General features: G+C 58.3%; 19 protein-coding genes and 1 pseudogene. 14 read left to right on the forward strand and 6 right to left on the reverse strand.

Going from position 1 to position 22213, the window contains the following annotated elements; translation table 11 throughout:
• The 8 genes from rpsA to cysM all read left to right on the forward strand — a co-directional run.
• Positions 1-1420 (forward strand): 30S ribosomal protein S1 (gene rpsA, locus VNZ65_RS16105; protein WP_325670743.1); only part of this gene is annotated, 1420 nt, incomplete at its 5' end.
• A 29-nt stretch (positions 1421-1449) separates the two neighbouring features.
• Positions 1450-1755, forward strand: coding sequence for an integration host factor subunit beta (locus VNZ65_RS16110; protein ID WP_098494048.1), 306 nt, complete (start codon positions 1450-1452; stop codon positions 1753-1755).
• A 199-nt stretch (positions 1756-1954) separates the two neighbouring features.
• Complete coding sequence (locus VNZ65_RS16115; RefSeq protein ID WP_061943778.1) at positions 1955-2269, forward strand: LapA family protein; 315 nt, start codon at positions 1955-1957, stop codon at positions 2267-2269.
• A gap of 115 nt (positions 2270-2384) precedes the next feature.
• Positions 2385-3560 (forward strand): lipopolysaccharide assembly protein LapB, encoded by a 1176-nt coding sequence (gene lapB, locus VNZ65_RS16120; RefSeq protein WP_325670747.1) that lies wholly within the window; start codon positions 2385-2387, stop codon positions 3558-3560.
• Between the two features lie 49 nt (positions 3561-3609).
• Positions 3610-4992, forward strand: coding sequence for a UDP-glucose/GDP-mannose dehydrogenase family protein (locus VNZ65_RS16125; protein ID WP_325670749.1), 1383 nt, complete (start codon positions 3610-3612; stop codon positions 4990-4992).
• Between the two features lie 4 nt (positions 4993-4996).
• Complete coding sequence (rfaE1, locus tag VNZ65_RS16130) at positions 4997-5953, forward strand: D-glycero-beta-D-manno-heptose-7-phosphate kinase (protein WP_325670751.1); 957 nt, start codon at positions 4997-4999, stop codon at positions 5951-5953.
• 118 nt (positions 5954-6071) lie between these two features.
• The gene (locus tag VNZ65_RS16135) at positions 6072-6386 is read left to right on the forward strand and encodes a ComEA family DNA-binding protein (protein WP_325670753.1); all 315 of its coding nucleotides are present in this window, start codon (positions 6072-6074) and stop codon (positions 6384-6386) included.
• 163 nt (positions 6387-6549) lie between these two features.
• Positions 6550-7452, forward strand: a complete 903-nt coding sequence (gene cysM, locus VNZ65_RS16140; protein WP_061943763.1) for a cysteine synthase CysM — start codon at positions 6550-6552, stop codon at positions 7450-7452.
• Between the two features lie 48 nt (positions 7453-7500).
• On the opposite strand, the gene VNZ65_RS16145 is transcribed toward cysM, so the two are convergent.
• Together VNZ65_RS16145 and VNZ65_RS16150 are read right to left on the reverse strand one after the other, a co-directional pair.
• Positions 7501-7839: a hypothetical protein gene (locus VNZ65_RS16145; RefSeq protein ID WP_211463022.1), complete on the reverse strand. Its 339-nt coding sequence runs from the start codon at positions 7837-7839 to the stop codon at positions 7501-7503.
• Positions 7840-8226: 387 nt separating this feature from the next.
• Positions 8227-8811, reverse strand: coding sequence for a DUF1415 domain-containing protein (locus VNZ65_RS16150; RefSeq protein ID WP_325670756.1), 585 nt, complete (start codon positions 8809-8811; stop codon positions 8227-8229).
• Between the two features lie 186 nt (positions 8812-8997).
• Here VNZ65_RS16150 and VNZ65_RS16155 point away from each other — a divergent pair, with 186 nt between their 5' ends.
• Complete coding sequence (locus VNZ65_RS16155) at positions 8998-9534, forward strand: YaeQ family protein (protein WP_325670758.1); 537 nt, start codon at positions 8998-9000, stop codon at positions 9532-9534.
• 12 nt (positions 9535-9546) lie between these two features.
• Here the strand turns inward: VNZ65_RS16155 and mltB are convergent, their stop codons facing one another.
• The 4 genes from mltB to VNZ65_RS16175 are packed head-to-tail and all read right to left on the reverse strand — an operon-like array spanning position 9547 to position 14739.
• A complete protein-coding gene (mltB, locus tag VNZ65_RS16160; RefSeq protein ID WP_325670760.1) occupies positions 9547-10677 on the reverse strand; it encodes a lytic murein transglycosylase B in 1131 nt (376 codons plus the stop codon).
• A complete protein-coding gene (locus VNZ65_RS16165; protein WP_325670762.1) occupies positions 10668-12806 on the reverse strand; it encodes a DUF3488 and transglutaminase-like domain-containing protein in 2139 nt (712 codons plus the stop codon). The genes mltB and VNZ65_RS16165 overlap by 10 nt, the downstream gene beginning before the upstream one ends.
• Entirely contained in the window at positions 12803-13804 is a 1002-nt protein-coding gene (locus VNZ65_RS16170) for a DUF58 domain-containing protein (protein WP_325670764.1), read from the reverse strand. The genes VNZ65_RS16165 and VNZ65_RS16170 overlap by 4 nt, the downstream gene beginning before the upstream one ends.
• Positions 13805-13818: 14 nt before the next feature.
• Complete coding sequence (locus tag VNZ65_RS16175) at positions 13819-14739, reverse strand: MoxR family ATPase (RefSeq protein WP_325670766.1); 921 nt, start codon at positions 14737-14739, stop codon at positions 13819-13821.
• A gap of 198 nt (positions 14740-14937) precedes the next feature.
• Between VNZ65_RS16175 and VNZ65_RS16180 the strand changes: the two genes are divergently transcribed.
• The 5 genes and pseudogenes from VNZ65_RS16180 to VNZ65_RS25390 form a co-directional block, all read left to right on the forward strand.
• On the forward strand, positions 14938-15876 hold the full coding sequence (locus VNZ65_RS16180) for a histone deacetylase family protein (RefSeq protein WP_325670768.1): 939 nt from the start codon (positions 14938-14940) through the stop codon (positions 15874-15876).
• A gap of 151 nt (positions 15877-16027) precedes the next feature.
• Positions 16028-16963: a ribosome biogenesis GTPase YlqF gene (gene ylqF, locus VNZ65_RS16185; protein ID WP_325670770.1), complete on the forward strand. Its 936-nt coding sequence runs from the start codon at positions 16028-16030 to the stop codon at positions 16961-16963.
• Between the two features lie 1123 nt (positions 16964-18086).
• Positions 18087-18560, forward strand: coding sequence for a DUF4019 domain-containing protein (locus tag VNZ65_RS16190; RefSeq protein ID WP_325670772.1), 474 nt, complete (start codon positions 18087-18089; stop codon positions 18558-18560).
• 131 nt (positions 18561-18691) lie between these two features.
• Positions 18692-19015, forward strand: a pseudogene (locus VNZ65_RS25385) (ESPR domain-containing protein); the annotation flags it as partial.
• Between the two features lie 84 nt (positions 19016-19099).
• Positions 19100-22213, forward strand: a 3114-nt coding sequence (locus tag VNZ65_RS25390) for a beta strand repeat-containing protein (protein WP_414649149.1), incomplete at its 3' end; no start/stop codon positions are given.

The following is a 22213-nucleotide window of genomic DNA, read 5'->3' on the forward strand; positions in this document are numbered from 1 at the left end:
GCGTCTGGCATCGTGGCTCTCGCTGGAAAAAGCGATGGAGTCCGGCGAGATCGTTACCGGTACTGTCAATGGCAAGGTCAAGGGCGGCCTGACCGTTCTGACCAACGGCATCCGTGCCTTCCTGCCGGGTTCGCTGGTCGACACCCGTCCGGTCAAGGACACTACGCCGTTCGAAGGCAAGACCATGGAGTTCAAGGTCATCAAGCTCGATCGCAAGCGTAACAACGTTGTGTTGTCGCGTCGTGCGGTTATCGAAGCTTCGATGGGCGAAGAGCGCCAGAAGCTGATGGAAACCCTGAAAGAAGGCACCATCGTCACCGGCGTCGTCAAGAACATCACCGACTATGGCGCATTCGTGGACCTGGGCGGCATCGACGGCCTGCTGCACATCACCGATCTGGCATGGCGTCGTGTGCGTCATCCTTCGGAAGTGCTGACAGTCGGTCAAGAGATCACTGCCAAGGTTCTGAAGTACGATCAAGAAAAGAATCGCGTTTCCCTGGGCGTCAAGCAACTGGGCGACGATCCTTGGACCGGTCTGTCGCGTCGTTACCCGCAAAGCACCCGTCTGTTCGGTAAAGTCACCAACCTCACCGACTACGGCGCATTCGTCGAAGTCGAACAAGGTATCGAAGGCCTGGTCCACGTTTCCGAAATGGACTGGACCAACAAGAACGTGGCGCCAAACAAGGTTGTCCAGCTGGGCGACGAAGTTGAAGTCATGGTCCTGGAAATCGACGAAGACCGCCGCCGTATCAGCCTGGGCATGAAGCAATGCAAGGCTAATCCTTGGGACGACTTCGCTGTCACCCACAAGAAGGGCGACAAGGTCAAGGGCGCGATCAAGTCGATCACCGACTTCGGCGTATTCATCGGCCTGGCCGGCAACATCGACGGTCTGGTGCATCTGTCGGATCTGTCCTGGACTGAAACCGGCGAAGAAGCCGTTCGTCGCTTCAAGAAGGGTGACGAGCTGGAAGCCATCGTTCTGGCAATCGACGTTGAGCGCGAGCGCGTTTCCCTGGGCGTCAAGCAATTGGAAGGCGATCCATTCAACAACTTCGCTGCAATGAACGACAAGGGCGCACTGGTTTCCGGTACCGTCAAGTCGGTCGAGCCTAAGGGCGCAGTGATCCAGTTGTCGGATGAAGTCGAAGGCTACCTGCGCGCTTCCGAAATCTCCCGCGATCGCGTGGAAGATGCCGGTACGCACCTGAAGGTCGGCGACACAGTCGAAACCATGGTCATCAACATCGACCGCAAGGCTCGCAGCATCCAGCTGTCGATCAAGGCGAAAGACAATGTTGAAACCCAGGAAGCAATGCAGAAGCTGTCTTCGGCTTCGGACTCCAATGCCGCTTCCGGTACGACCAGCCTGGGCGCGTTGTTGAAGGCTAAGCTCGATAACAGCAAGAACTAAGCAATACTTAAAGTAAGCGAGTCAAGCTAATGACAAAGTCGGAGCTGATTGCCCGCTTGGCCGAACGTTATCCGCAACTGGTAGCCAAGGATGCGGATTACGCGGTGAAAACCATACTCGATGCCATGGCGGATGCTTTGGCAACCGGCCAGCGCATCGAGATCCGCGGATTCGGCAGTTTTGCGCTGAATCGGCGGCCACCGCGGATCGGGCGCAATCCCAAGTCCGGCGACAAGGTGATGGTGCCCGAAAAACGGGTGCCGCATTTCAAGCCTGGCAAGGAATTGCGCGAACGCGTCGATGCGATGGTCGGACAACCGATCCGGGAAGACTGAGTCATCAGTTTTGTACAAGCTGCTTGTATAAGCAAAATCGAAACGGCATCTTCGGATGCCGTTTTTTTTCACGTACAATTTCGCATCATTTAAAGTTATATTGTTTGTGTATTAGGTGGGAATTTGCAAAAATGACAATAGCGGCGCCAGTCGTCGGCAAATTCGGCTACACCATTACCCAATCACACGGAAAGGCATCATGAAAATCATTTCCAGACTTCTTTCGATCCTGCTGTTCGTTGTATTTTTCGGTTTCGCCCTGCAGAACAAGGGCAGCGTCGACCTCCAGTTCTTCCCCGGCACCACCATGCAAGGACCGCTGGTGCTGTTCCTGCTGGGTTTCTTCGTATTCGGCGCAATCCTGGGCGTACTGGCGATGGCGCCATCGGTATTCCGTCACCGCCGCAATGCTGCAAAAACCAAGAAGGCACTGACCTCCATGCAAAAAGAACAAGAAGCGCAACGGCTGGCAGAGTCACAAGCACCGCAACCGGACAGCATCAAGAATATATAATGCCGCTTAGTATCAAATTGAGTGAGCCGCTGCGCTGCCAGCGGCTCACTCAATTTGCCGGCATCTTCATACCTGGGTTCTCCTGGAATCCCGGTCACGCATAAAGCACACCCGTATGGAATTTGAAATTTGGTGGTTACTCGGTATCCCGGTCTTTTTTGGACTAGGCTGGATTGCCGCGCGGGTCGATATCAATCAACTGATCTCCGAATCGCGCAGTTTGCCGCGCGGTTATTTCAAGGGTTTGAATTTCCTGCTCAACGAGCAGCCTGACAAGGCCATCGACGCCTTCATCGAAATCGTCAAGCTCGATCCGGAAACCGCCGAGCTGCACTTCGCGCTCGGCAACCTGTTCCGCCGCCGCGGCGAAACCGAACGGGCGATCCGGGTCCACCAGAACCTGCTGGCGCGTCCCGATCTGGCGCAGGAGCATCGTTTGCATGCCCAGTACGAACTTGGACAGGATTACCTGAAAGCCGGCCTGCTGGACCGCGCCGAAGAAAGCTTCCATTTGCTGGCCGGCAGCCAGTACGGCGCGCAAGCCGGCCGCGCGCTGCTGGAAATCTATCAGCGTGAAAAGGAGTGGCTGCGCGCCATCGAGGCGGCCCAGACCTTGCAGCAATCCGGCGCCGGCGGCCGGCAAAAGGAAATCGCCCAGTTTTATTGCGAGCTGGCGCAGGACGAGCTGGTCGACGGCCGCCCCGAGCAAGCCAAGTCCTTGCTGGACCAGGCGCTCAGCAACGATCGCAACAGCGTGCGCGCCACCATGCTGCTGGGCGACGTGCACCTGGCGCAAAACGATGTCGAAGGCGCTTTGCATGTCTGGCGCCGGGTCGAACAGCAAAGCGTGCTGCACGTGGCGCTGGTGGCGCAGCGTCTGATGGATGGCTATCGCGCCGTCGGCCGGCCGCACGAAGGGGTCAGCCTGCTGCGCTCCTATCTGGCGGAGGCTTCTTCCATCGATTTGCTGGAAGTGGTGTTCAAGGCCGTGCTGGAGCTGGATGGCGTGGAAGCCACCAACCAGCTGGTGAGCGATGAGCTGCGCCGTACCCCGACCTTGCTTGGGCTGGATAAGCTGCTGGAAGCGCGCCTGATGAAAATCACGCCGGAAATGCATTCGGAGCTGTCGGTGGTGAAGAACCTGGTGCACGGCTATACCCAGAAGCTGGCGCGCTACCAATGCAGCCATTGCGGCTTCAAGGCGCGCCAGTTCTACTGGCAGTGCCCGGGCTGCAGCCGCTGGGAAACCTACCCGCCGCGGCGTACGGAAGAATTGAACGTAATGAATTAATCCCGCTGGTCCGCCCTGGTTGCGGCGGGCAGTGCATTCACGGAATAACATGAAAATTACTATTATCGGTACCGGTTATGTCGGCTTGGTCACAGGCGCTTGCCTGGCCGAGCTTGGCAACGATGTCTTCTGTCTCGATCTCGATCAGGCCAAGATCGCCATGCTCAACGGCGGCGGGATTCCTATCCACGAGCCCGGCCTGGCGGAAATCGTCAGCCGCAACCGCGCTGCCGGCCGTTTGCATTTCTCGACCGACATCGCTGCCAGCGTGGCGCATGGCCAGGTGCAGTTCATCGCTGTCGGCACGCCGCCGGACGAAGACGGTTCCGCCGATCTGCAATATGTGCTGGCCGCGGCCCGCAACATCGGTAAATACATGACCGGCTTCAAGGTGATCGTCGACAAATCCACCGTGCCGGTAGGCACCGCTGACCGCGTCAGCGCCGCGATCCAGGAAGAGCTGGACGCGCGCAAGCCGGGCAGCGACGGGATTGAGTTTTCGGTGGTTTCCAATCCCGAATTCCTGAAAGAAGGCGCCGCGGTGGAAGACTTCATGCGGCCTGACCGCATCGTCATCGGCTGCGACGAGAGCGCCGCCGGCCAGCAGGCGCAAGCGTTGATGAAGCAGCTGTACCTGCCGTTCAACCGCAACCACGAACGCACTTTCTGGATGGATGTGCGCTCCGCCGAATTCACCAAATACGCCGCCAACGCGATGCTGGCGACGCGCATCTCCTTCATGAACGAACTGGCCAACCTGGCCGACAAGGTGGGCGCCGATATCGAAGCCGTGCGCCACGGCATCGGCTCCGATCCGCGCATCGGCTACAGCTTCCTGTATGCCGGCTGCGGCTACGGCGGCTCCTGTTTCCCCAAGGATGTGCAGGCGCTGGAACGCACGGCGCGCAGCTACGGCCAGGAATTGCATATCCTGCGCGCGGTAGAGCAGGTCAACAACAACCAGAAGCATGTGCTGGGACAAAAGATCAGCGAACGCTTCGGCGCCGACCTGAGCGGCAAGCATTTCGCGTTGTGGGGCCTGGCGTTCAAGCCGAATACCGACGACATGCGCGAAGCGTCTTCGCGCGTGCTGCTGGGCGAGCTGATCGCGCGCGGCGCCACGGTAGCGGTGCACGATCCGGTGGCGATGACCGAGGCCAAGCGCGTATTGGCGCTGGATCTGGCGGCGACGGCAGGCGCCTTTGAGCGCATCCGTTTCTGCGACAACCAGACCGATGCCTTGCAGGATGCCGACGCGCTGGTCATCGTGACGGAATGGAAGACCTTCCGCAGCCCCGATTTTGAACAGATGAAAACGCTGCTGAAGACGCCGATCGTGTTCGACGGCCGCAATTTGTACGAGCCTGAGGTGATGGGCGATCAGGGTTTCGAATATTACGGCATCGGCCGTTCGGTACTGGCGCGCGGATAAGATCATGACTAAGCAAAGTTACAAGCTGCCGGCTTCATTCGAACATGTGCAGATCCTGGTGGTCGGCGATGTCATGCTGGACCGTTACTGGTTCGGCGACGTCAGCCGCATCTCGCCCGAGGCGCCGGTGCCCATCGTGCGCGTTGAAAAGCGCGAAGAACGCCTGGGCGGCGCCGCCAACGTGGCGCGCAATATCGCCACGCTGGGCGGCAGCTCCGGCCTGCTGGGCGTGGTCGGGCAGGACGAAGCCGGCGACACCGTCGACGGCATGCTGCAGGAAATGGGCGTCAGCAGTTTCCTGACCCGCGATCCTACCATTTCCACCATCATCAAGCTGCGCGTGATCGGCCGCCAGCAGCAGCTGTTGCGCATCGACTTCGAAGAAGCCCCGACCGACGCCGTCCTGCGCGACAAGCTGACCCGCTTCAATACCTTGCTGCCGCAATATCCGGTGGTGGTGCTGTCCGACTACGCCAAAGGCAGCCTGGTCAACGTCGCGGAAATGATCGCCGCTGCCAGGCAGGCCGGCAAGTGCATCCTGGTCGATCCCAAGGGCGACGATTTTTCCCGTTATGCCGGAGCCACCGTACTGACGCCGAACAAGTCGGAAATGAAGCACATCGTCGGCAGCTGGAAGAACGAGGAAGAGTTGACGCTCAAGGCGCAAAAGCTGCGCGAATCGCTGCAGCTCGAAGCCTTGCTGCTGACCCGCTCGGAAGAAGGCATGAGCTTGTACACGGCCCAGGAAATCCGCCATTTCCCGGCCATGGCGCGCGAGGTGTTCGACGTCTCCGGCGCCGGCGACACCGTGATTGCGACGCTGGCGCTGATGCTCGGCGCCGGACTGCCGATCGCCGATGCCGTGGCGCTGGCAAACCGTGCCGGCGGCATCGTGGTCGGCAAGCTTGGCACTGCCACGGTGAGCCGTGAAGAATTGCTGGAACCTGCTGATCAAGGATAAGCCAATTCTCGTTTATGATGTAAATGTCAATTTTCCGTTTGTGCGTGACTATAATTAATTGGACGTTTTCGCGTCTGATTGATTTTTCAGTCACCAACACACACGGGAGATAGACGAAATGCTGAAGAAATTATTGCTGATAGCCGGCATGCTGATGGCGTCCGCCAGCTTTGCCCAGGTCGATGTCAACAAAGGCGATGCCGCCGCGCTGGATGGCATCAAGGGCATAGGCGCAAGCACGGCCAAGCGGATTGTCGACGAACGCAGCAAGGGCGGCAATTTCAAGGACTGGGACGACTTTGAAAGCCGCGTGCAGGGTATCGGCGAGAAGAAGGCCGTCAAGCTGTCGCAGGCCGGCCTGCAGGTGAACGGCAAGGCCAAGGGCGAGGCTGCGGCAGCACCCCCGGCCAAGGCTGCGGCCAAGCCAAAATAGGCTGGCCGGTGAAGATCGAGAGCCGGCTTGGGCTTCCCAACCGGCCTTGATCTTCCGCCCGGTTTTCATGCCGCGCCCGGATGGCGGTTTATCAGGCTTTCATACGCGTAATAAAGTCTCATATTAAAATGGACTCTTTGCACACCACGCCTGATCGCACACTATGCCTTATCTGACTATCGAAGACACCATCGGCAACACCCCCCTGGTCCAACTCAAACGCATTCCCGGCAGTGATGCCGCGCAGCGCAACAACGTGATCCTGGGCAAGATGGAAGGCAATAATCCCGCCGGTTCCGTAAAAGACCGGCCGGCGCTGTCGATGATCAAGCACGCCGAAGCGCGCGGCCAGATCAAGCCAGGCGACACCCTGATCGAGGCTACCAGCGGCAATACCGGCATTGCACTGGCAATGGTGGCCGCCATGCGCGGCTACAAGATGGTGTTGCTGATGCCGGAGAACCTGAGCGAAGAACGGCGCCAGAGCATGGCGGCTTACGGCGCCAAGATCATCCTGACGCCGAAGACCGGCGGCATGGAATATGCGCGCGACCTGGCCGAAAAGATGCAGAAGGATGGCGAGGGACTGATCCTGGACCAGTTTGCCAATCCCGACAATCCGCTGGCGCACTACGAAACCACCGGTCCGGAGATCTGGCGCGACACGCAAGGACGGATCACCCATTTTGTCAGCGCAATGGGCACCACCGGCACCATCATGGGCGTCTCTACCTATCTGAAAGAACAGAACCCGGCCATCCGCATCATCGGTGCGCAACCGGAAGAAGGTTCGCAGATTCCAGGCATCCGGAAATGGCCGGAAGCGTATTTACCGAAAATATTCGACCATTCCCGGGTTGACCAGACGGAATCGGTCAGTCAGGCGGCATCCGAGCACATGGCGCGCAGGCTGGCGAGCGAAGAGGGGATTTTCTGCGGCATATCCGCAGCGGGGGCTTGCGAGGTGGCGTTACGGATTTCACAGCAAGTAGAAAACGCGACGATTGTATTCGTCGTCTGCGATCGCGGCGACCGCTATCTCTCTACAGGCGTTTTCCCCGCCTAAAGCGGCTGCAAGCAGCGCTCTAGACAGGGAAGGGAGCCGGCATGCTGATTACTTCAGCTTTTCGGCTTCGATCTTGCTCTTTGGCTTGAATTGCTTGTCGCTGATACGGAATTTTTCGCGACGGTCACCCATCAAGGCGCGCAGTTCACGGATCGTCAGGTCGCTGACTTCATGCATGCGAATCAGCAGCGAAGCGCCAACCGGCAAGCGGCGATGGCGGATCTTACTGATGACCGGCGGCGCCACTTCAAGTGAGCGCGAGAGAGCCGCATCGTTCTTCAAGTGCAACTTGTCGATGAGCGAATCGAGCAAGTGATTTGGATCATACGTCACTTGTTCATCAAGCTTGTTGCTGGTTGGTGCGTCTGGGGTAGTGTTAATAGTCATAATCAATTGATTCCGTTATCCTAGTTGATATTTGGGAAGTGGTTGCGCAATAAGTACAAAACTATTACCAAGTGCACCTCCCAGTTTTATTGGCAAACTTATAAGTCGCCGTATTTTATACTGATTTTGAGCACATTTTTTTCATAAAGAAACTCCCTATTTATTTCTTCATGGAACTACAGTTACAGCTAAGTACATTGCACAGCGTCTTGTACGTTCGATTGGTAACAAACAAGGTACATCTGTTTAGTGACCAAATATACAAATAAGTTGCACAAGCTCAATTTAAAATTTTCTTGTTACGATGTCTATTACTATTTGGTAACTTTCCGTAAAAAATTACGAAAAATACCATTTTTGCAACAATAATCTATCTGCAAGGCATTCTCAGGCTTGTTTTTGCTCCTCCCTCAAAATCTTCTGCCAGCCGTCCAATCCAAGTTGCTGCAGGGTTTGTACGTTCTTGTCGAATATTTCCGAAGCCTCCGGGAAGGCCTCGACCGCACGCTCCACGCTGGCTTCACGTAACAGATGCAAAGTCGGGTAGGGCGAGCGATTGGTGTAGTTGCTGATATCGTCGATGTCGGTATCGGCAAACTGATATTCCGGATGAAAACTGGCCACCTGGATCTCGCCGCTGAGGTCGAGCTCATCGACCGCGGCATCGGCTACATCGAGAAAATCGTTGTAGTCCAGGAAATTACGCAAGACATCCGGGTGAATCAGCAAAGTAGTGTCGATCTTGGCAGGATCGGCTTCCTGCAGGAATTCCAGTTCCCTGACCAGGTCGGCCATCAGTTCTTCAGGCGTTTGCGCGCTGCTGACCACATAGCGGATCTGATCCTTGATATGCACGGCCTTGGCAAACGGACAGAGGTTGAGCCCGATCACGGCACGCTCCAGCCACGCTTTGGTGTGAGCGATTACTTCGCTGGAGAATGCTGTTGTTTCTGTAGGGGAAGCGTTTTTCATTAAATATGAGATAACATTTGCAAACAATTTATACAATATAGGGCCGGATGCCGCGGCATCAAGCCCCGCCAGTGCCGCCGTGGCGGCGGTCATTTATATTCTCCGTGGCGCCAAATCGGGTTATTCTTCCGATCCCGTGAGTGCGACACACCGGGTTTGATTCATCTTTATATAACAATAGGCGTTATGGCCCTTAAAGCAACTATTTTTAAAGCCGATCTGCAAATTGCCGATATGGATAGGCATTATTATCAGGAACACGCCCTGACCTTGGCCCGCCATCCCTCGGAAACCGACGAACGCATGATGGTGCGCCTGCTGGCGTTCGCTCGTCACGCCTCGGCCGCGCTGGTATTCGGCAAGGGCCTGTCAGACGCGGAAGAACCGGATTTGTGGGCCAAGGATTTGACCGGCGCCATCGATCTCTGGATCGAAGTCGGGCAGCCGGACGAAAAGCGTATCCTCAAAGCTTGCGGCCGCGCTGCGCAAGTGGTGGTGTACAGCTATAGCAGCACCAGCCATATCTGGTGGAATCAGATTGCCAGCAAGGTGGCGCGCGCGCGCAACCTGACCGTCATCAATATCGCCGCCGCCAGCAGCGAAGCCCTGACCGGTTTCGCCCAGCGCAACATGCAGCTCCAATGCACCATCCAGGATGCGCAGATCTGGCTGAGCGCCAACGACCAGACCGTTGAAGTGGAGCTGAGCGTCAGCAATCCTTGAGCGCCAGGGGGATTACTGCGTGCGCGCCACTCTGACGGCGCGTCCGAGATCCACCACCGACATCGCGTAAAAGAAGCTGCGGTTATATTGCGTGATGGCGTAGAAATTATCGGTGCCGATCCAGTACTCGGCCGGATTCTGGCCATTCTGCAGGTCGATCAGGCCGAAACGCATGTCGCCAGGCAGCACCACGCCCGGCACCACGCCGGCTGCGATCAGCTCATCCAGCGAATACTTGGCTTCCAGGCCCTGGCCGATAAACGCCTGCCAGCGGTTTTCCGCACTGGTGTCGGTCGACAAGGTGACCGGGAAGACGATCGGCATGCCGCTTTTCCAGCCGTGCTCGGCCAGGTAATGGGCGACGCTGCCAATCGCATCGATCGGCGAGTTGCGCAGATCGATCTTGCCCTTGCCGTCAAAATCCACCCCGTACTGGCGAATGCTGCTCGGCATGAACTGCGGCCAGCCGATCGCCCCGGCATACGAACCCAGCAAGGTGAAGGGATCGATGCCGGATTCCCGGGCATACAGCAAAGTGCTTTCCAGTTCGCGGCGGAAGAAATCCATGCGCGCATCGCGTGTCGGCGTGTTGGGGTAGTCAAAGGCCAGCGTGGTGATGGCGTCCATCACCCGGAAGCTGCCGACATTGCGGCCGTACACGGTTTCAACGCCGATGATGCCGACGATGATTTCGGCCGGCACGCCATATTGCGTCTCGGCCCGGCTCAGGGCGTCGGCATAGTTGTTCCAGAAATCGACGCCGGCCTGGATCCGCACCGGCTCGACAAAGCGTGCGCGGTAGGCCGCCCAGTTTTTCGGCTTGCTGGCAGGCGCCGGCTTCATCAGCTGGATGGCGCTGTCGACATAGCGCACCTTGTTGAACATGGTCACCAGTTCAGCACGATCGAAACCATGCTTCTCGACCATCTGGTCGATGAATGCGGAAACCTCTTTCCAGTCGGCGAAATTGGCCATTTCGCCGTCGTCGGCATTATTCGCGGCTTTGCGCACGCTGACTTTGGCGGCGCTGGCTTTGCCGCCGCTGCTTTGCTGCGCCAGCAGGTTCGGGCTGACGCTGAGCGCCAGGGCGAGCGAACACAGCTGAGCGATGGTGTGGAGACGGACAGTTGATTTCATCGACATTGGGAGAGCAGTAATTTGAGTTGTGCCATTGAATGCGCGGGCGGTTTGTTGTGCGGCCCGTTGTCGGATCCGGCGCCATACTGCAGCGCTTCGTACAGGGCGATAAAGCGCTGTACGGCGATCTTGACCGGCGGCGCCAGCGGCGACTCGCTGGCGCACAGGCGGCGGCCATAAGTGGCCGGACCTTCATGCTTGTTCCGGGCCAGGCCGCGTCGTCCCATCTGCGCGCACAGCGAGGAGTATACCGCATCGAGCGGCCTGCTCTTGTTTCGCGCCAGCAGCAAAGGCAGCGTGACGCTGGCGGCCGCGACGGCGCCGATCGCCAGCATCAGGATGCTCAAGGTGCGCCAGTCCAGCTGGTCGAAGCCGAGCCAGCGCATGAGGCCCATCTGCCGCGCCGGCGTGTAGTTCAGCACCCATTGATTCCAGCCGTTGCCGAGCGCTTCCCAGTTGGCGCGCAGCAGCGCCGCGCTGCTGCTCAGGACCGACCACCAGTTTTCCTGGCCGGGCGCGGCGCCCAGCAGATCGCCGAAGAACGAGCGCGGCATCAGATTGCTGAGCTGGGTTTCGATCCGCTCCGGCGCCACCGCGGCGGTCGGGTCGACCCTGACCCAGCCGCGCGGCGGCAGCCAGACTTCGGCCCAAGCATGGGCGTCGGACTGGCGTACGGTCATCATGCCGTCGACCGGATTGACCTCGCCGCCCTGGTAACCGGTGACCACGTGGGCCGGAATGCCGGCGGCGCGCATCAGCACCACGAAAGAGCTGGCGTAGTGTTCGCAAAAGCCGGCGTGGCTGGCAAACAGGAAATCGTCGACGCTGTCCTTGCCCAGCAGCGGCGGCTCCAGCGTATAGCTGAAATTCTCGCGGCGGAAGAAAGCCAGCACGGCATTCACCAGCGCCGTGTCGTCGGCCGATTGCCGGCGCAGGATGGCGGCGAATTCCTGGGTGCGCGGATTGAAGCCGGGCGGCAGCGTGCGTTCCAGCTGCAAGGCCCTGGCATCTACCTGGTATGGCGGCAGCGGACTGAGATTCGAGACCACGTCGTAGCGCACGCGCTCGCCGATGGCGCGCGCGGCGCGCAGCTGGTGATCCGCCGTCAGCAAGACCCCGATGCCTTCCAGCGACGGCGCCTGCTGTGGCGTTTCCAGTGCAAACAGCCAGCGCTGGCCGTTCGGCTCCATGGTGATCTGCTGGCGCACCTCGATGCCCGGATTGCTTGGCGCGTTGAGTGAAATCTGCCGCCATTGTCCCGACGTTTCGATACTGGTGCGGCCGATTTCCCCTCGGGTCCAGGTGCGGCCGTCGAAGTCGTGCAAGACGGCGCCGCGCCAGTAGCGTTTGGCCGGGGCGGGCGGAGCGTCCGTGAATTTGACGCGGAAGGCGATGTCGTCGGACATGGCCAGCTGAGAGATATTTCCCGGCGCCATGCTGTCGGACAAGCCGGTACGGCCGCCATGGGCGTCGCCGGGGAGACCCCACAAGGGTCCCTGGATTCGCGGAAACAGCAGGAACAGGATCAAGGTCAGCGGCAGCGCCATGGCAAGGATCACGCCGCTCAGGCGCAATCGTTGCCTTAGCGGCGGCACTGTGCCGGTGTACTGGAACGACAGCTGGGCGGTCAGCAGCAGCGCCAGCGTGGCCAGCATCCACAGCAAGGAGAATATCGACTGCGAATAGAAAAAGGTGGTGAGTAACAAGAAGAAGCTCAGCAGCAGCACCACGAACAGATCGCGCCGGGCGCGCATTTCCAGCAGCTTGAAGGTCAGCAGCAGGGTCAGCATGGCGACCCCGGCATCGCGCCCGAGCCAGGTGCGGTAATCGAGATAGACCGCGCCCATGGTCAGCGCCGCCAGCGGCATCAGCAGCCACAGCGGTGGCAGGCGCTGGCCGCGCAGGGTGATCCAGGCACGCCACAGCAAGAGACCGCCGCAGATCAGCGAGGTCCACCAAGCCAGATGCAGGAAGTGCGGCAGCAGCACCATGGCGCAAGCGCCCAGCAGCAACACGGTATCGCTCTTGTCGCGCGACAGGGTCTTGACGTAGGTGCTGGAAATGCGGAACAAGGGCTTGTTTTCCAGTTCGCTGCGGAGCTGCTGCAAGGTGGCGGTTTTGGGTGCAAACGTCATACCGGCCCCTCATACAAGGCCAAGGCTCGCAGGCAGGCGCGTTGATGCGCCGGCCCCAGCGCCGCGGCGTATACATTGTCGCCCAGGCGGAAGGCATACGGCAGCTGACGCGCTTCCGCTTCCAGTATCCAGCGGGTCATGCGCGAGAGTTTACTTTCGACCGGCATGCCGTATGGCAGCGCTTCATAATCGATCGACAGGTCGCTGACGGCGCCGCCTTCGAATTGCTTGGTGATGAGTTTGACGTCGAGGTCGGTGTCGAGCCGGGCGATCTGGCGCCATGCCAGGTGCTTGGGCGAATCGCCGCTCTGGTAGCTGCGGATGCCGGCAAAATCCTGGTGGCCGGCGGCGCCGTTGCCGTCGCTTTTTTCGACGGGCGCAAGCGGCAGCGGTGGCGTCGAGAGCGATTCCTCCGGCTGCGGGTAGACCAGCGCCTTGCTGTCCGGCTGCCAGTAGCTCCAGGCCCGCAACAGACCGAGCGGAAAGCGTGTCTGCAAACGTATCCTGGGCGCCGGCTGCCAGCCGCGCCGGCTGGTGGTCACGGCCAGCGTCAAATGGCTGGCGCTGTGCGCCGGCACGTCGGCGGCCCGTTCGAGGGCCGGCATGCCGCGGCCGATGAAGCCGAGCCAGATTGCATAGCGCGCATGCTTGCGGCGGTTAGCCAGGTGCAGTTCAAACAGTGCATCTTCGCCGGCAAATACCGGCGCCGCCTTGCCTGCGCTCAGATGCAGGTAGGCCAGGTTGCGGAAGGTCAGGTGCATGTCGATGACTGCGCATGCGGCCAGCAGGAAGGTCAGGCCGAAGCCGAGGCTCAGGTTGTAATTGATGGAGCACAGGAACAGCAATACCAGCATGAAGGCGAACGCCAGCCCGGGCCGGCTCGGTACGATGAATACGCGGCGCTGGGTCAGCAGCACTTCGCCCGGTTCGGCGTCGCGCAGCTGGAACAAAGACTGGTCCAGCCAGTGGCGGATGTGCTTGCGCAGGGACGTCAGCATGGCGCGAGGAAAGCCTAGACTGCGACCGACTTCATCAGCTGCAATACCAGGTCGCGCGCGCCCATGGTGCTGCCGGTGTGGGCTTTGAGCGGACGCAGGCGATGGGCGGCTACCGGCACCAGGACTGCCTGCACATCTTCCGGGACCACGTGGTTGCGCCCCTCCAGCGCCGCCCAGGCGCGCGCCGCCTGCAGCAGCGCGATGGCGGCGCGCGGACTCATGCCTTCGGCAAACAAGCCATTCTGGCGCGAGGCGTGCGCCAGCGCCTGGACATAATCGACCAGTGCGCTGGAAGTATGGATCTGCTTCAAGGCCTGGCGGGCTTCGATCAGTTCCGCCGCCTGCATCACCGGCGCCAGCGATTTCAGCAGGGTGCGGCGGTCTTCGCCCATCAGCAGCGCGCGCTCTGCCGTGGCGTCCGGATAACCCAGCGACAGGCACATCAGGAAACGGTCCAGCTGCGATTCGGGCAGGGCGAAGGTGCCGACCTGGTGCGCCGGATTCTGGGTGGCGATGACGAAGAACGGTTCCGGCAGGTCGCGCGTCACGCCTTCCGCCGTGACCTGGCGCTCCTCCATTGCCTCCAGCAGCGCCGACTGCGTCTTGGGCGTGGCGCGGTTGATCTCGTCGGCCAGCAGCACCTGGGTGAACACCGGCCCGGGATGGAACACGAAGCCGCTCTTCTCGCGATCGAACACGGAAATTCCGACCACGTCCGCTGGCAGCAGGTCGCTGGTGAACTGCAGGCGGTTGAAACGCAAGCCCAGCGAAATCGCCAGCGCGTGCGCCAGAGTGGTCTTGCCGACGCCGGGCACATCCTCGATCAGTAAATGGCCTCCTGCCAGCAGGCATACCAGGGCCTGGCGGATCTGGTGGTCCTTGCCGACCACTATCTGGCTGACTTGCTGTGCTACTGCGTGAATTTTTGCGAACATGGCGTCGTGTTTGTGAGGGGAATTACCGAGAGAGAATCATACAAACTTCCTCAGCGTTAACCTAGTTTCTTTGAGAAAATATTTATCGGATTTGATCCGCCTGCGGCGGCAGGCGCGGTGCGGCCTATCCGAATCCCGGCGAGAATGGCGCCACGTGTACACTATCAGCATTTCCAGCAAGACTTTTGGCGAGATCAATTGACTACTGCTTTCTATACCCATCCCGATTGCAAGCTGCACGACATGGGCGCCGGCCATCCGGAGTCGCCGGCGCGGCTGCAGGCCATCGAAGACCAGCTGATCGCAAGCCGTATCGACCAGTTGCTGGATTACCGCAGTGCGCCGCTGGCGCAGGAGGGTGACCTGGCGCGGGTGCACAGCGCCGCCATGATCGCCCTGGTGCGCCGGCACAGTCAGGCTTTGGCCGGCACCACCGGCACCTATCCGCTGGACCCCGACACGGCAGTCAATGCCTATAGCTGGCAAGCGGCATTGCGTGCGGCCGGCGCTGCGCTGGCGGCGACCGATGCCGTCATCGGCGGCGAAGTCGACAATGCCTTTTGCTCGGTGCGTCCGCCCGGCCATCACGCCACCTCCACCACGCCGATGGGATTTTGCCTTTTCAATAACGTCGCGCTGGCCGCACGCCACGCGCTGGAAGTACACGGACTGGAGCGGGTGGCGATCGTCGATTTCGATGTCCATCACGGCAATGGCACGGAAGAGATCTTTGCGCAGGATCCGCGGGTGCTGATGGTGAGCTTTTTCCAGCATCCGTTTTATCCCTTCAGCGGCGCCGAGGAGGGTGGCGGCAAGGCGGTCAATATCCCGCTGCCGGCCTATAGCGACGGCAAGGCGGTGCGTCAGCTGGCGACGGAGCAATGGCTGCCGGCCTTGCAGGCGCACCGGCCGCAAATGATTTTTGTCTCTGCCGGCTTCGATGCGCACAGAGAAGACGATATGGCGCAGATGGGGCTGGTCGAGGCCGACTACACCTGGCTTACCCGGCTGGTGATGCAAGTCGCGGCCGAGCACGCCCAGGGCCGGATTGTCAGTTGCCTGGAAGGCGGCTATGACCTCTCGGCGCTGGGGCGCAGCGTGGTTGCGCACATGAAGGTGCTGGCGGAACTGGAATGATTTGCTTGTTTTGTGGCAATTAATTGAGGCGCCAACCCGGCGCCGAGGGCGATCTGGCGCACTTCGCCTTGCACGGCTTGCGCCCGCGATTGCGGTAGAAGCGGAATAAGTCCGTACAATAGCGGTTTATTTTAGTCAGACAAGACAACGCATGTCCATACAATGGTTCCCAGGTCATATGAACGCCGCCCGCAAGAAGGCGGCGGAAGCTATGGAGAAGGTCGATCTCGTGATCGAAGTGCTCGACGGCCGTTTGCCGCAAGCAAGCTGCAATCCCATGATTGAACAGCTGCGCGTGCATCGCCAGCGTCCCTGCCTGAAAATCCTCAACAAGAGCGACCTGGCCGATCCGGCCGCCACCCAGGCGTGGCTCAATTTTTACAATGCGCAGAAAAATGTGCATGCAGTGGCCCTGAGCTGCAAGAAACCATCCGATGTCGCCAAGATCCCGGGTTTGTGCCTGACGCTGGCGCCGCACCGCGGTACGCCGCTAAAGCCATTGCGCATGATGATCATGGGGATTCCCAACGTCGGCAAGTCGACCTTGATGAATGCCTTGCTCAAACGCCGCGTGGCGGCTGTCGGCGACGAGCCGGCGGTCACCAAGGTGCAGCAGCGCCTGTACCTCGGCAACAACATGGTGCTGATCGACACGCCAGGCATGCTGTGGCCAAAGATCGCCCATCCGAGCGACGGCCTGATGCTGGCCGCCAGCCATGCTATCGGCAGCAATGCGCTGATCGAGGAAGAGGTGGCGACCTTCCTGGCCGACGCCTTGCTGCTGCGTTACGCGCCGCTGCTGACTGCCCGTTACGGCATCAAGACCGATGGCATCGACGGTGTCAGCGTCATCGAAGGCGTGGCGCTGCGCCGCGGCTTCCGCCTCAAGGGCGGCGATCTCGACCTGGAGAAGGCGGCGCATACGCTGCTGCAGGATTACCGTACCGGCGCGCTGGGCCGGATCAGCCTGGAGACGCCGCAAACACGGGCGGTCTTGCTGGCGTTGCATGCGGAAGAAATAGCAAAGCGCCAGGCCGAAGCGGAAGCTGAAAAAGCAGAACAGGATGAGCAGGACAATCAACGCTAACGCTGCTTGACCTAGCCAGAGCCCGCAATGATGTTTTGATTGCGGGTTTTTTGTTGTCCGGACCGATTGCGCCGCCATGGCATGGACGGTGCGGGAGCTGATTTTACATTTTCTCCCAGTTGCCGGCAGGTGGTCAGCGTACGCCGCAGGATTTTTCCCCAATCATGTTTCTCATTGTTCGGACATACAGGTCTGTCCGTTAAGCAGCTTCTTGGGCTGCGTCGATGCTCAATTCTTGGTGTAATTTATTGTCATTAATACTAGATAAAATAGCATTTTCACGCGCGCAGCCTTATCTTCCATGTCTTCAACGAAGCCTATCGTATGGACATTGTCTTTCATTCCAAATAATCAATTTTGAAAAACACATTTATCATTTCCAGTGAGAAATAAAAGCGTATTTTTATTGCAGTACGGTATGTTTTATTTTTGAGGCATCCAACTATTTTTCTTTAAGTTAGTTGTTTTTCAGCAACTCTAGGAATTAGATATTCGATATTTGTATATCTTGAAAACATCAATATTTATAAGGGTTTGCAGATTTTTTCTGATTTCAAGAGCACCGTGAAAGCGTAGAAATGGCAGATTCTTGAGATGCTTTCAATCGTCATATATGAATAAATTCGTTGTTTATTGGCGACTTTAGGGAACTTATTTAGATGACATAAATATCAATTGAAATTAACATTTGGCACTTTCTGTAAATTACGAATCTGGACATTTGTTGGTGTCAAAATGGAAACGACGGCAAAGTGCCGAATGCGTTGCGTTCAGCGCATGCCGGACGGCTGGCGGGATCTTGATTTTCAATAAACACCCTAGGTAAATTCCAAGCGGATCTGCTGGTGATCCGGTAGTTTTCATGCAACAAATTGGCTGGCAAGAATAATTCAAAGCATCAATAAATGTTACTTAAAGTCCAATATTGTTACTTTGAGTAAGACGCAAAAGCGGCAGCATTTCCCGGCAGTCTTGCCGGTTTCCGAGCTCTAAATTTTTCGATCGAGATACGAGGCAAGCAAGAGGAACGCTTGCATCTCGGCTCCCCGGTGTGATGAAGCTGAGTTCTTTGTGGTCTAGAGACATCAAATTTTCAGGGTGAAAAATGAAAAAAACAAATCAAATGACGTGCCTCAAGGACGGGTTCAGCCGCGCCGTTCATTGGGGCAAGCTGCTGTTGCTGATTGGCGTCGGCATGCTGACCTCATCGGCCGCGATGGCACAACAGGCCACCGCCGCCGACTCGGCAATTGACGTTGCCCGCCAGTGGCTGAGCCTGGCCGATGCCAATCAGGCAGCGCGCATGTGGGAACAAAGCAATGCGTTAATGAAAGCGCAATCGGATCAGAAGAGCTGGATCACCTACATCGACAGCATGCACAGCCAGTTCGGCCCGGCGCCGGACTCGCGCTTCTGGCAGGCGCTGGAACATCAGGTCGACCATCCAAGCTTGCCGCGCGGCGAATTCGCCAGCGTCACCTTTGTGTCCGGTTATGCCAAGGCGCGCGCCTGGGAGAAGGTTGCGCTGGTCTGGCAGGGCGAACGCTGGGTGCCTGTCGGCTACCAGTATGGTCCGCTAGAGACCCTAGGTAAATGATGCCCAGCCGGCAGCTACCGCTTCTCCTCGATTAAGTCCCCGATTTTTCGGCATTTTCCCATGTGATCTCGCTTGCGCGGATGGTCTGATCCCATGCTGCAAGCCGTACCACCCTTTGCATAGAGCCCGTCATGAATAAAATTTATCGCACCGTCTACAATGAAACGCTTGGCAGCTGGGTAGCCGTTTCTGAAAACACGGCGGCGCGCGGCAAGCGCAGCAAGTCGACCGTGGCAGCCGCGGTGGCTATTGCGGTCGCGGCGGCGGTGGCGGGTTATGCGCCGGCGGCGGTGGCAAGTTATACCGGTACTAGTTCGACCGTCGGCACGGCCAGCACCACCGGAATTGCAATTGGTGCCGGGACCACGACCGCATCAGGCAAGGCGACCGCAAGCGGAACCAATGCGACTGCGATCGGCTTTAATGCGAGCGCCACCAATACTAATGCGACTGCGATTGGCAATGCTGCAGTCGCCAGCGGCACTAGCTCTGCTGCATTTGGTGATGGCGCGAATGCCAGTGGCAGCAGTGCGACGGCGATAGGTGATGGAGCAAACGCCAGCAATGGTAATGCGACTGCGGTTGGCAATGCTGCCAGCGCTAGTGGTTCTAGTGCTGCCGCATTTGGCGACGGCGCTAGTGCCAGCGGTAGCAGTGCGACGGCGTTAGGTGTCGGTGCAAGCGCTTCCAATACCTCCGATGTTGCTTTGGGAAGTGGAGCAAAGGCGGGCGCCAGCGGCGGCACGGGCTATAACGTAGCGATAGGCAACAACGCCGTTGCTAATGCGTCTGGCGGCAGCTCGACTGCGATCGGTTCCGGCGCTAAGGCCTTCGGCACTGGCGCTTACGCGTTGGGAAATGATGCTGTATCAACTGGAGCGTCATCGGTCGCCATTGGTGGCGGCAATGGCGGTAGCGTGGCGGGTGCAACGGCCAATGGTGCTCAGTCGATTGCGATTGGACAAACTGCCAATACACAGGCTGCAGCAACCAACTCCGTGGCCTTAGGTAATGGCGCGAACACCTCGGCTGTAAATGGCATCGCGATCGGCACTGGAGCAATTGTAAGCAACGCGAACAGCGTTGCTCTTGGCAATAATTCAGCAACCATAGTCGGTGCGCAATCCGGTTATTCGGCATATGGCCTGACTGCAACGCAAACGTCGAGCGGCGAGGTCAACGTTGGCAATCGGACTATCACCGGCGTGGCGGCAGGCACCGCGCAAACCGATGCGGTCAACGTTTCACAATTATCTACTGTCGCGGGTTCGATCTCTACCGGCGTCACCTCGCTGTCGAGCGGCCTTAGCACCACAAACAGCAGCGTTTCGTCGCTGTCGACTTCAACGTCGGCCGGCTTGTCTAGTCATACCAGTAGTATCAATTCTCTGTCTACCGGCCTGAGCACAACTAACAGCAGTGTTTCCTCGTTGTCGACATCGACATCGACTGGTCTCAATACGGTCACCAGCAACGTTACTTCACTGTCGAGCGGCCTCAGCACGACGAACAGCAATGTCTCGTCCTTGTCGACTTCAACGTCTGCTGGTCTGTCTAGTCACACCAGCAGTATTAATTCGCTGTCGACCGGCCTTAGCACTACCAGCAGTAATGTCACTTCGCTGTCGAGTGGCCTGAGCACGACCAACAGCAGCGTTTCGTCGTTGTCGACCTCGACATCGAGTGGCATCACATCGCTGTCGACATCTGCATCTACCGGCCTGAGTACTACGAACAGTAGTGTTTCGTCCTTGTCGACGTCGACTTCAACTGGTTTGAGTACAGTCACTAGCAACGTCACTTCGCTGTCTAGCGGTCTCAGCACTACGAACAGCAACGTTTCTTCGTTGTCTGCCTCGACATCGACCGGCATTACATCGCTATCGACTTCAGCGTCGACTGGCTTGAGCACAGTCACCAGCAACGTCACTTCACTGTCAAGCGGTCTAAGTACCACCAATAGCAATGTTTCTTCGTTGTCGGCGTCAGCATCGACTGGGCTAAGTACAACTAATAGCAGTGTCTCGTCCTTGTCGACTTCAACGTCTACTGGCCTATCCAGTCACACCAGCAGCATTAACTCTCTGTCGACCGGCCTTAGCACTGCCAACAGTAATGTCACTTCGCTGTCGACGTCTGCATCGACCGGTCTGAGCACAACTAATAGTAGTGTTTCGTCTTTGTCGACTTCGACTTCGACTGGCATCACATCGCTGTCGACGTCGACTTCAACTGGTTTGAGTACGGTCACGAGTAACGTCACTTCGCTATCCAGCGGTCTCAGTACCACGAATAGCAATGTGTCTTCATTGTCGACGTCTGCATCGACCGGGCTGAGCACGACTAACAGCAGTGTTTCGTCCTTGTCGACTTCGACTTCGACCGGCATTACATCGCTGTCGACTTCAGCGTCGACTGGCTTGAGCACAGTCACTAGTAACGTCACTTCGCTGTCAAGCGGTCTCAGCTCCACGAACAGCAATGTCTCCTCGTTGTCGACGTCTGCATCGACCGGTATCACATCGCTGTCGACATCAACATCGTCAGGCTTGAGTACTGTCAATAGCAGAGTAGACTCGCTGTCTACATCAACTTCGACCGGCTTGGGTGCCGTCACGAGTAACGTCGCTTCGTTGTCCAGTGGCCTTAGCACTACGAACAGTAATGTCTCCTCGTTGTCGACATCGGCGTCGACCGGGTTGAGTACAACTAACAGCAGCGTTTCGTCCTTGTCGACTTCGACTTCGACCGGCATTACATCACTGTCAACGTCCACTTCGTCAGGCTTGAGCACGGTCACTAGTAACGTGACCTCGCTGTCTAGCGGTCTCAGTACCACGAACAGCAACGTCTCCTCGTTGTCGACTTCAGCTTCAACTGGCTTGAGCACAGTCACCAGCAACGTCACTTCACTGTCGAGCGGTCTCAGCACGACGAACAGTAATGTTTCTTCGTTGTCGGCGTCAGCATCGACTGGGCTGAGCACAACTAATAGCAGCGTCTCGTCCTTGTCGACTTCAACGTCTGCTGGTTTGTCCAGCCACACCAGCAGCATTAATTCTCTGTCGACCGGTCTTAGCACCACCAATAGTAATGTCACTTCGCTGTCGAGTGGCCTGAGCACGACCAGTAGTAGCGTTTCGTCGTTGTCGACTTCAGCATCTACAGGTTTGAGTACGGTCGCTAGTAATGTCACGTCACTGTCCAGCGGCCTTAGCACAACTAACAGCAGCGTTTCGTCCTTGTCGACCTCGACTTCGACCGGTATTACATCACTGTCGACTTCGGCTTCAACCGGTTTGAGCACCGTCGCCAGTAACGTCACGTCGCTGTCCAGCGGTCTCAGTACCACGAACAGCAATGTTTCTTCGCTGTCGACATCTGCATCGACCGGTCTGAGTACTGTTGCCAGCAACGTCACTTCACTGTCCAGCGGCCTCAGCACCACGAACAGCAACGTCTCCTCGTTGTCGACGTCTGCGTCTACCGGCCTGAGCACGACTAACAGCAGTGTTTCGTCCTTGTCGACTTCGACTTCGACCGGCATTACATCACTGTCAACGTCCACGTCGTCAGGCTTGAGCACGGTCACTAGTAACGTGACCTCGCTGTCTAGCGGTCTCAGTACCACGAACAGCAACGTCTCCTCGTTG

Origin of the sequence: Collimonas sp., assembly GCF_035566555.1 — a bacterium.
In the GTDB taxonomy this organism is placed as follows: domain Bacteria; phylum Pseudomonadota; class Gammaproteobacteria; order Burkholderiales; family Burkholderiaceae_D; genus Collimonas.

What these genes read in the sequence shown, in the direction of transcription:
- VNZ65_RS16110 (WP_098494048.1), top strand. Translation starts at nt 1,450, where the DNA reads ATGACAAAGTCGGAGCTGATTGCCCGCTTGGCCGAACGTTATCCGCAA.
- VNZ65_RS16115 (WP_061943778.1), top strand. Translation starts at nt 1,955, where the DNA reads ATGAAAATCATTTCCAGACTTCTTTCGATCCTGCTGTTCGTTGTATTT.
- lapB (WP_325670747.1), top strand. Translation starts at nt 2,385, where the DNA reads ATGGAATTTGAAATTTGGTGGTTACTCGGTATCCCGGTCTTTTTTGGA.
- VNZ65_RS16125 (WP_325670749.1), top strand. Translation starts at nt 3,610, where the DNA reads ATGAAAATTACTATTATCGGTACCGGTTATGTCGGCTTGGTCACAGGC.
- rfaE1 (WP_325670751.1), top strand. Translation starts at nt 4,997, where the DNA reads ATGACTAAGCAAAGTTACAAGCTGCCGGCTTCATTCGAACATGTGCAG.
- VNZ65_RS16135 (WP_325670753.1), top strand. Translation starts at nt 6,072, where the DNA reads ATGCTGAAGAAATTATTGCTGATAGCCGGCATGCTGATGGCGTCCGCC.
- cysM (WP_061943763.1), top strand. Translation starts at nt 6,550, where the DNA reads ATGCCTTATCTGACTATCGAAGACACCATCGGCAACACCCCCCTGGTC.
- VNZ65_RS16145 (WP_211463022.1), bottom strand. Translation starts at nt 7,839, where the DNA reads ATGACTATTAACACTACCCCAGACGCACCAACCAGCAACAAGCTTGAT.
- VNZ65_RS16150 (WP_325670756.1), bottom strand. Translation starts at nt 8,811, where the DNA reads ATGAAAAACGCTTCCCCTACAGAAACAACAGCATTCTCCAGCGAAGTA.
- VNZ65_RS16155 (WP_325670758.1), top strand. Translation starts at nt 8,998, where the DNA reads ATGGCCCTTAAAGCAACTATTTTTAAAGCCGATCTGCAAATTGCCGAT.
- mltB (WP_325670760.1), bottom strand. Translation starts at nt 10,677, where the DNA reads ATGTCGATGAAATCAACTGTCCGTCTCCACACCATCGCTCAGCTGTGT.
- VNZ65_RS16165 (WP_325670762.1), bottom strand. Translation starts at nt 12,806, where the DNA reads ATGACGTTTGCACCCAAAACCGCCACCTTGCAGCAGCTCCGCAGCGAA.
- VNZ65_RS16170 (WP_325670764.1), bottom strand. Translation starts at nt 13,804, where the DNA reads ATGCTGACGTCCCTGCGCAAGCACATCCGCCACTGGCTGGACCAGTCT.
- VNZ65_RS16175 (WP_325670766.1), bottom strand. Translation starts at nt 14,739, where the DNA reads ATGTTCGCAAAAATTCACGCAGTAGCACAGCAAGTCAGCCAGATAGTG.
- ylqF (WP_325670770.1), top strand. Translation starts at nt 16,028, where the DNA reads ATGTCCATACAATGGTTCCCAGGTCATATGAACGCCGCCCGCAAGAAG.
- VNZ65_RS16190 (WP_325670772.1), top strand. Translation starts at nt 18,087, where the DNA reads ATGACGTGCCTCAAGGACGGGTTCAGCCGCGCCGTTCATTGGGGCAAG.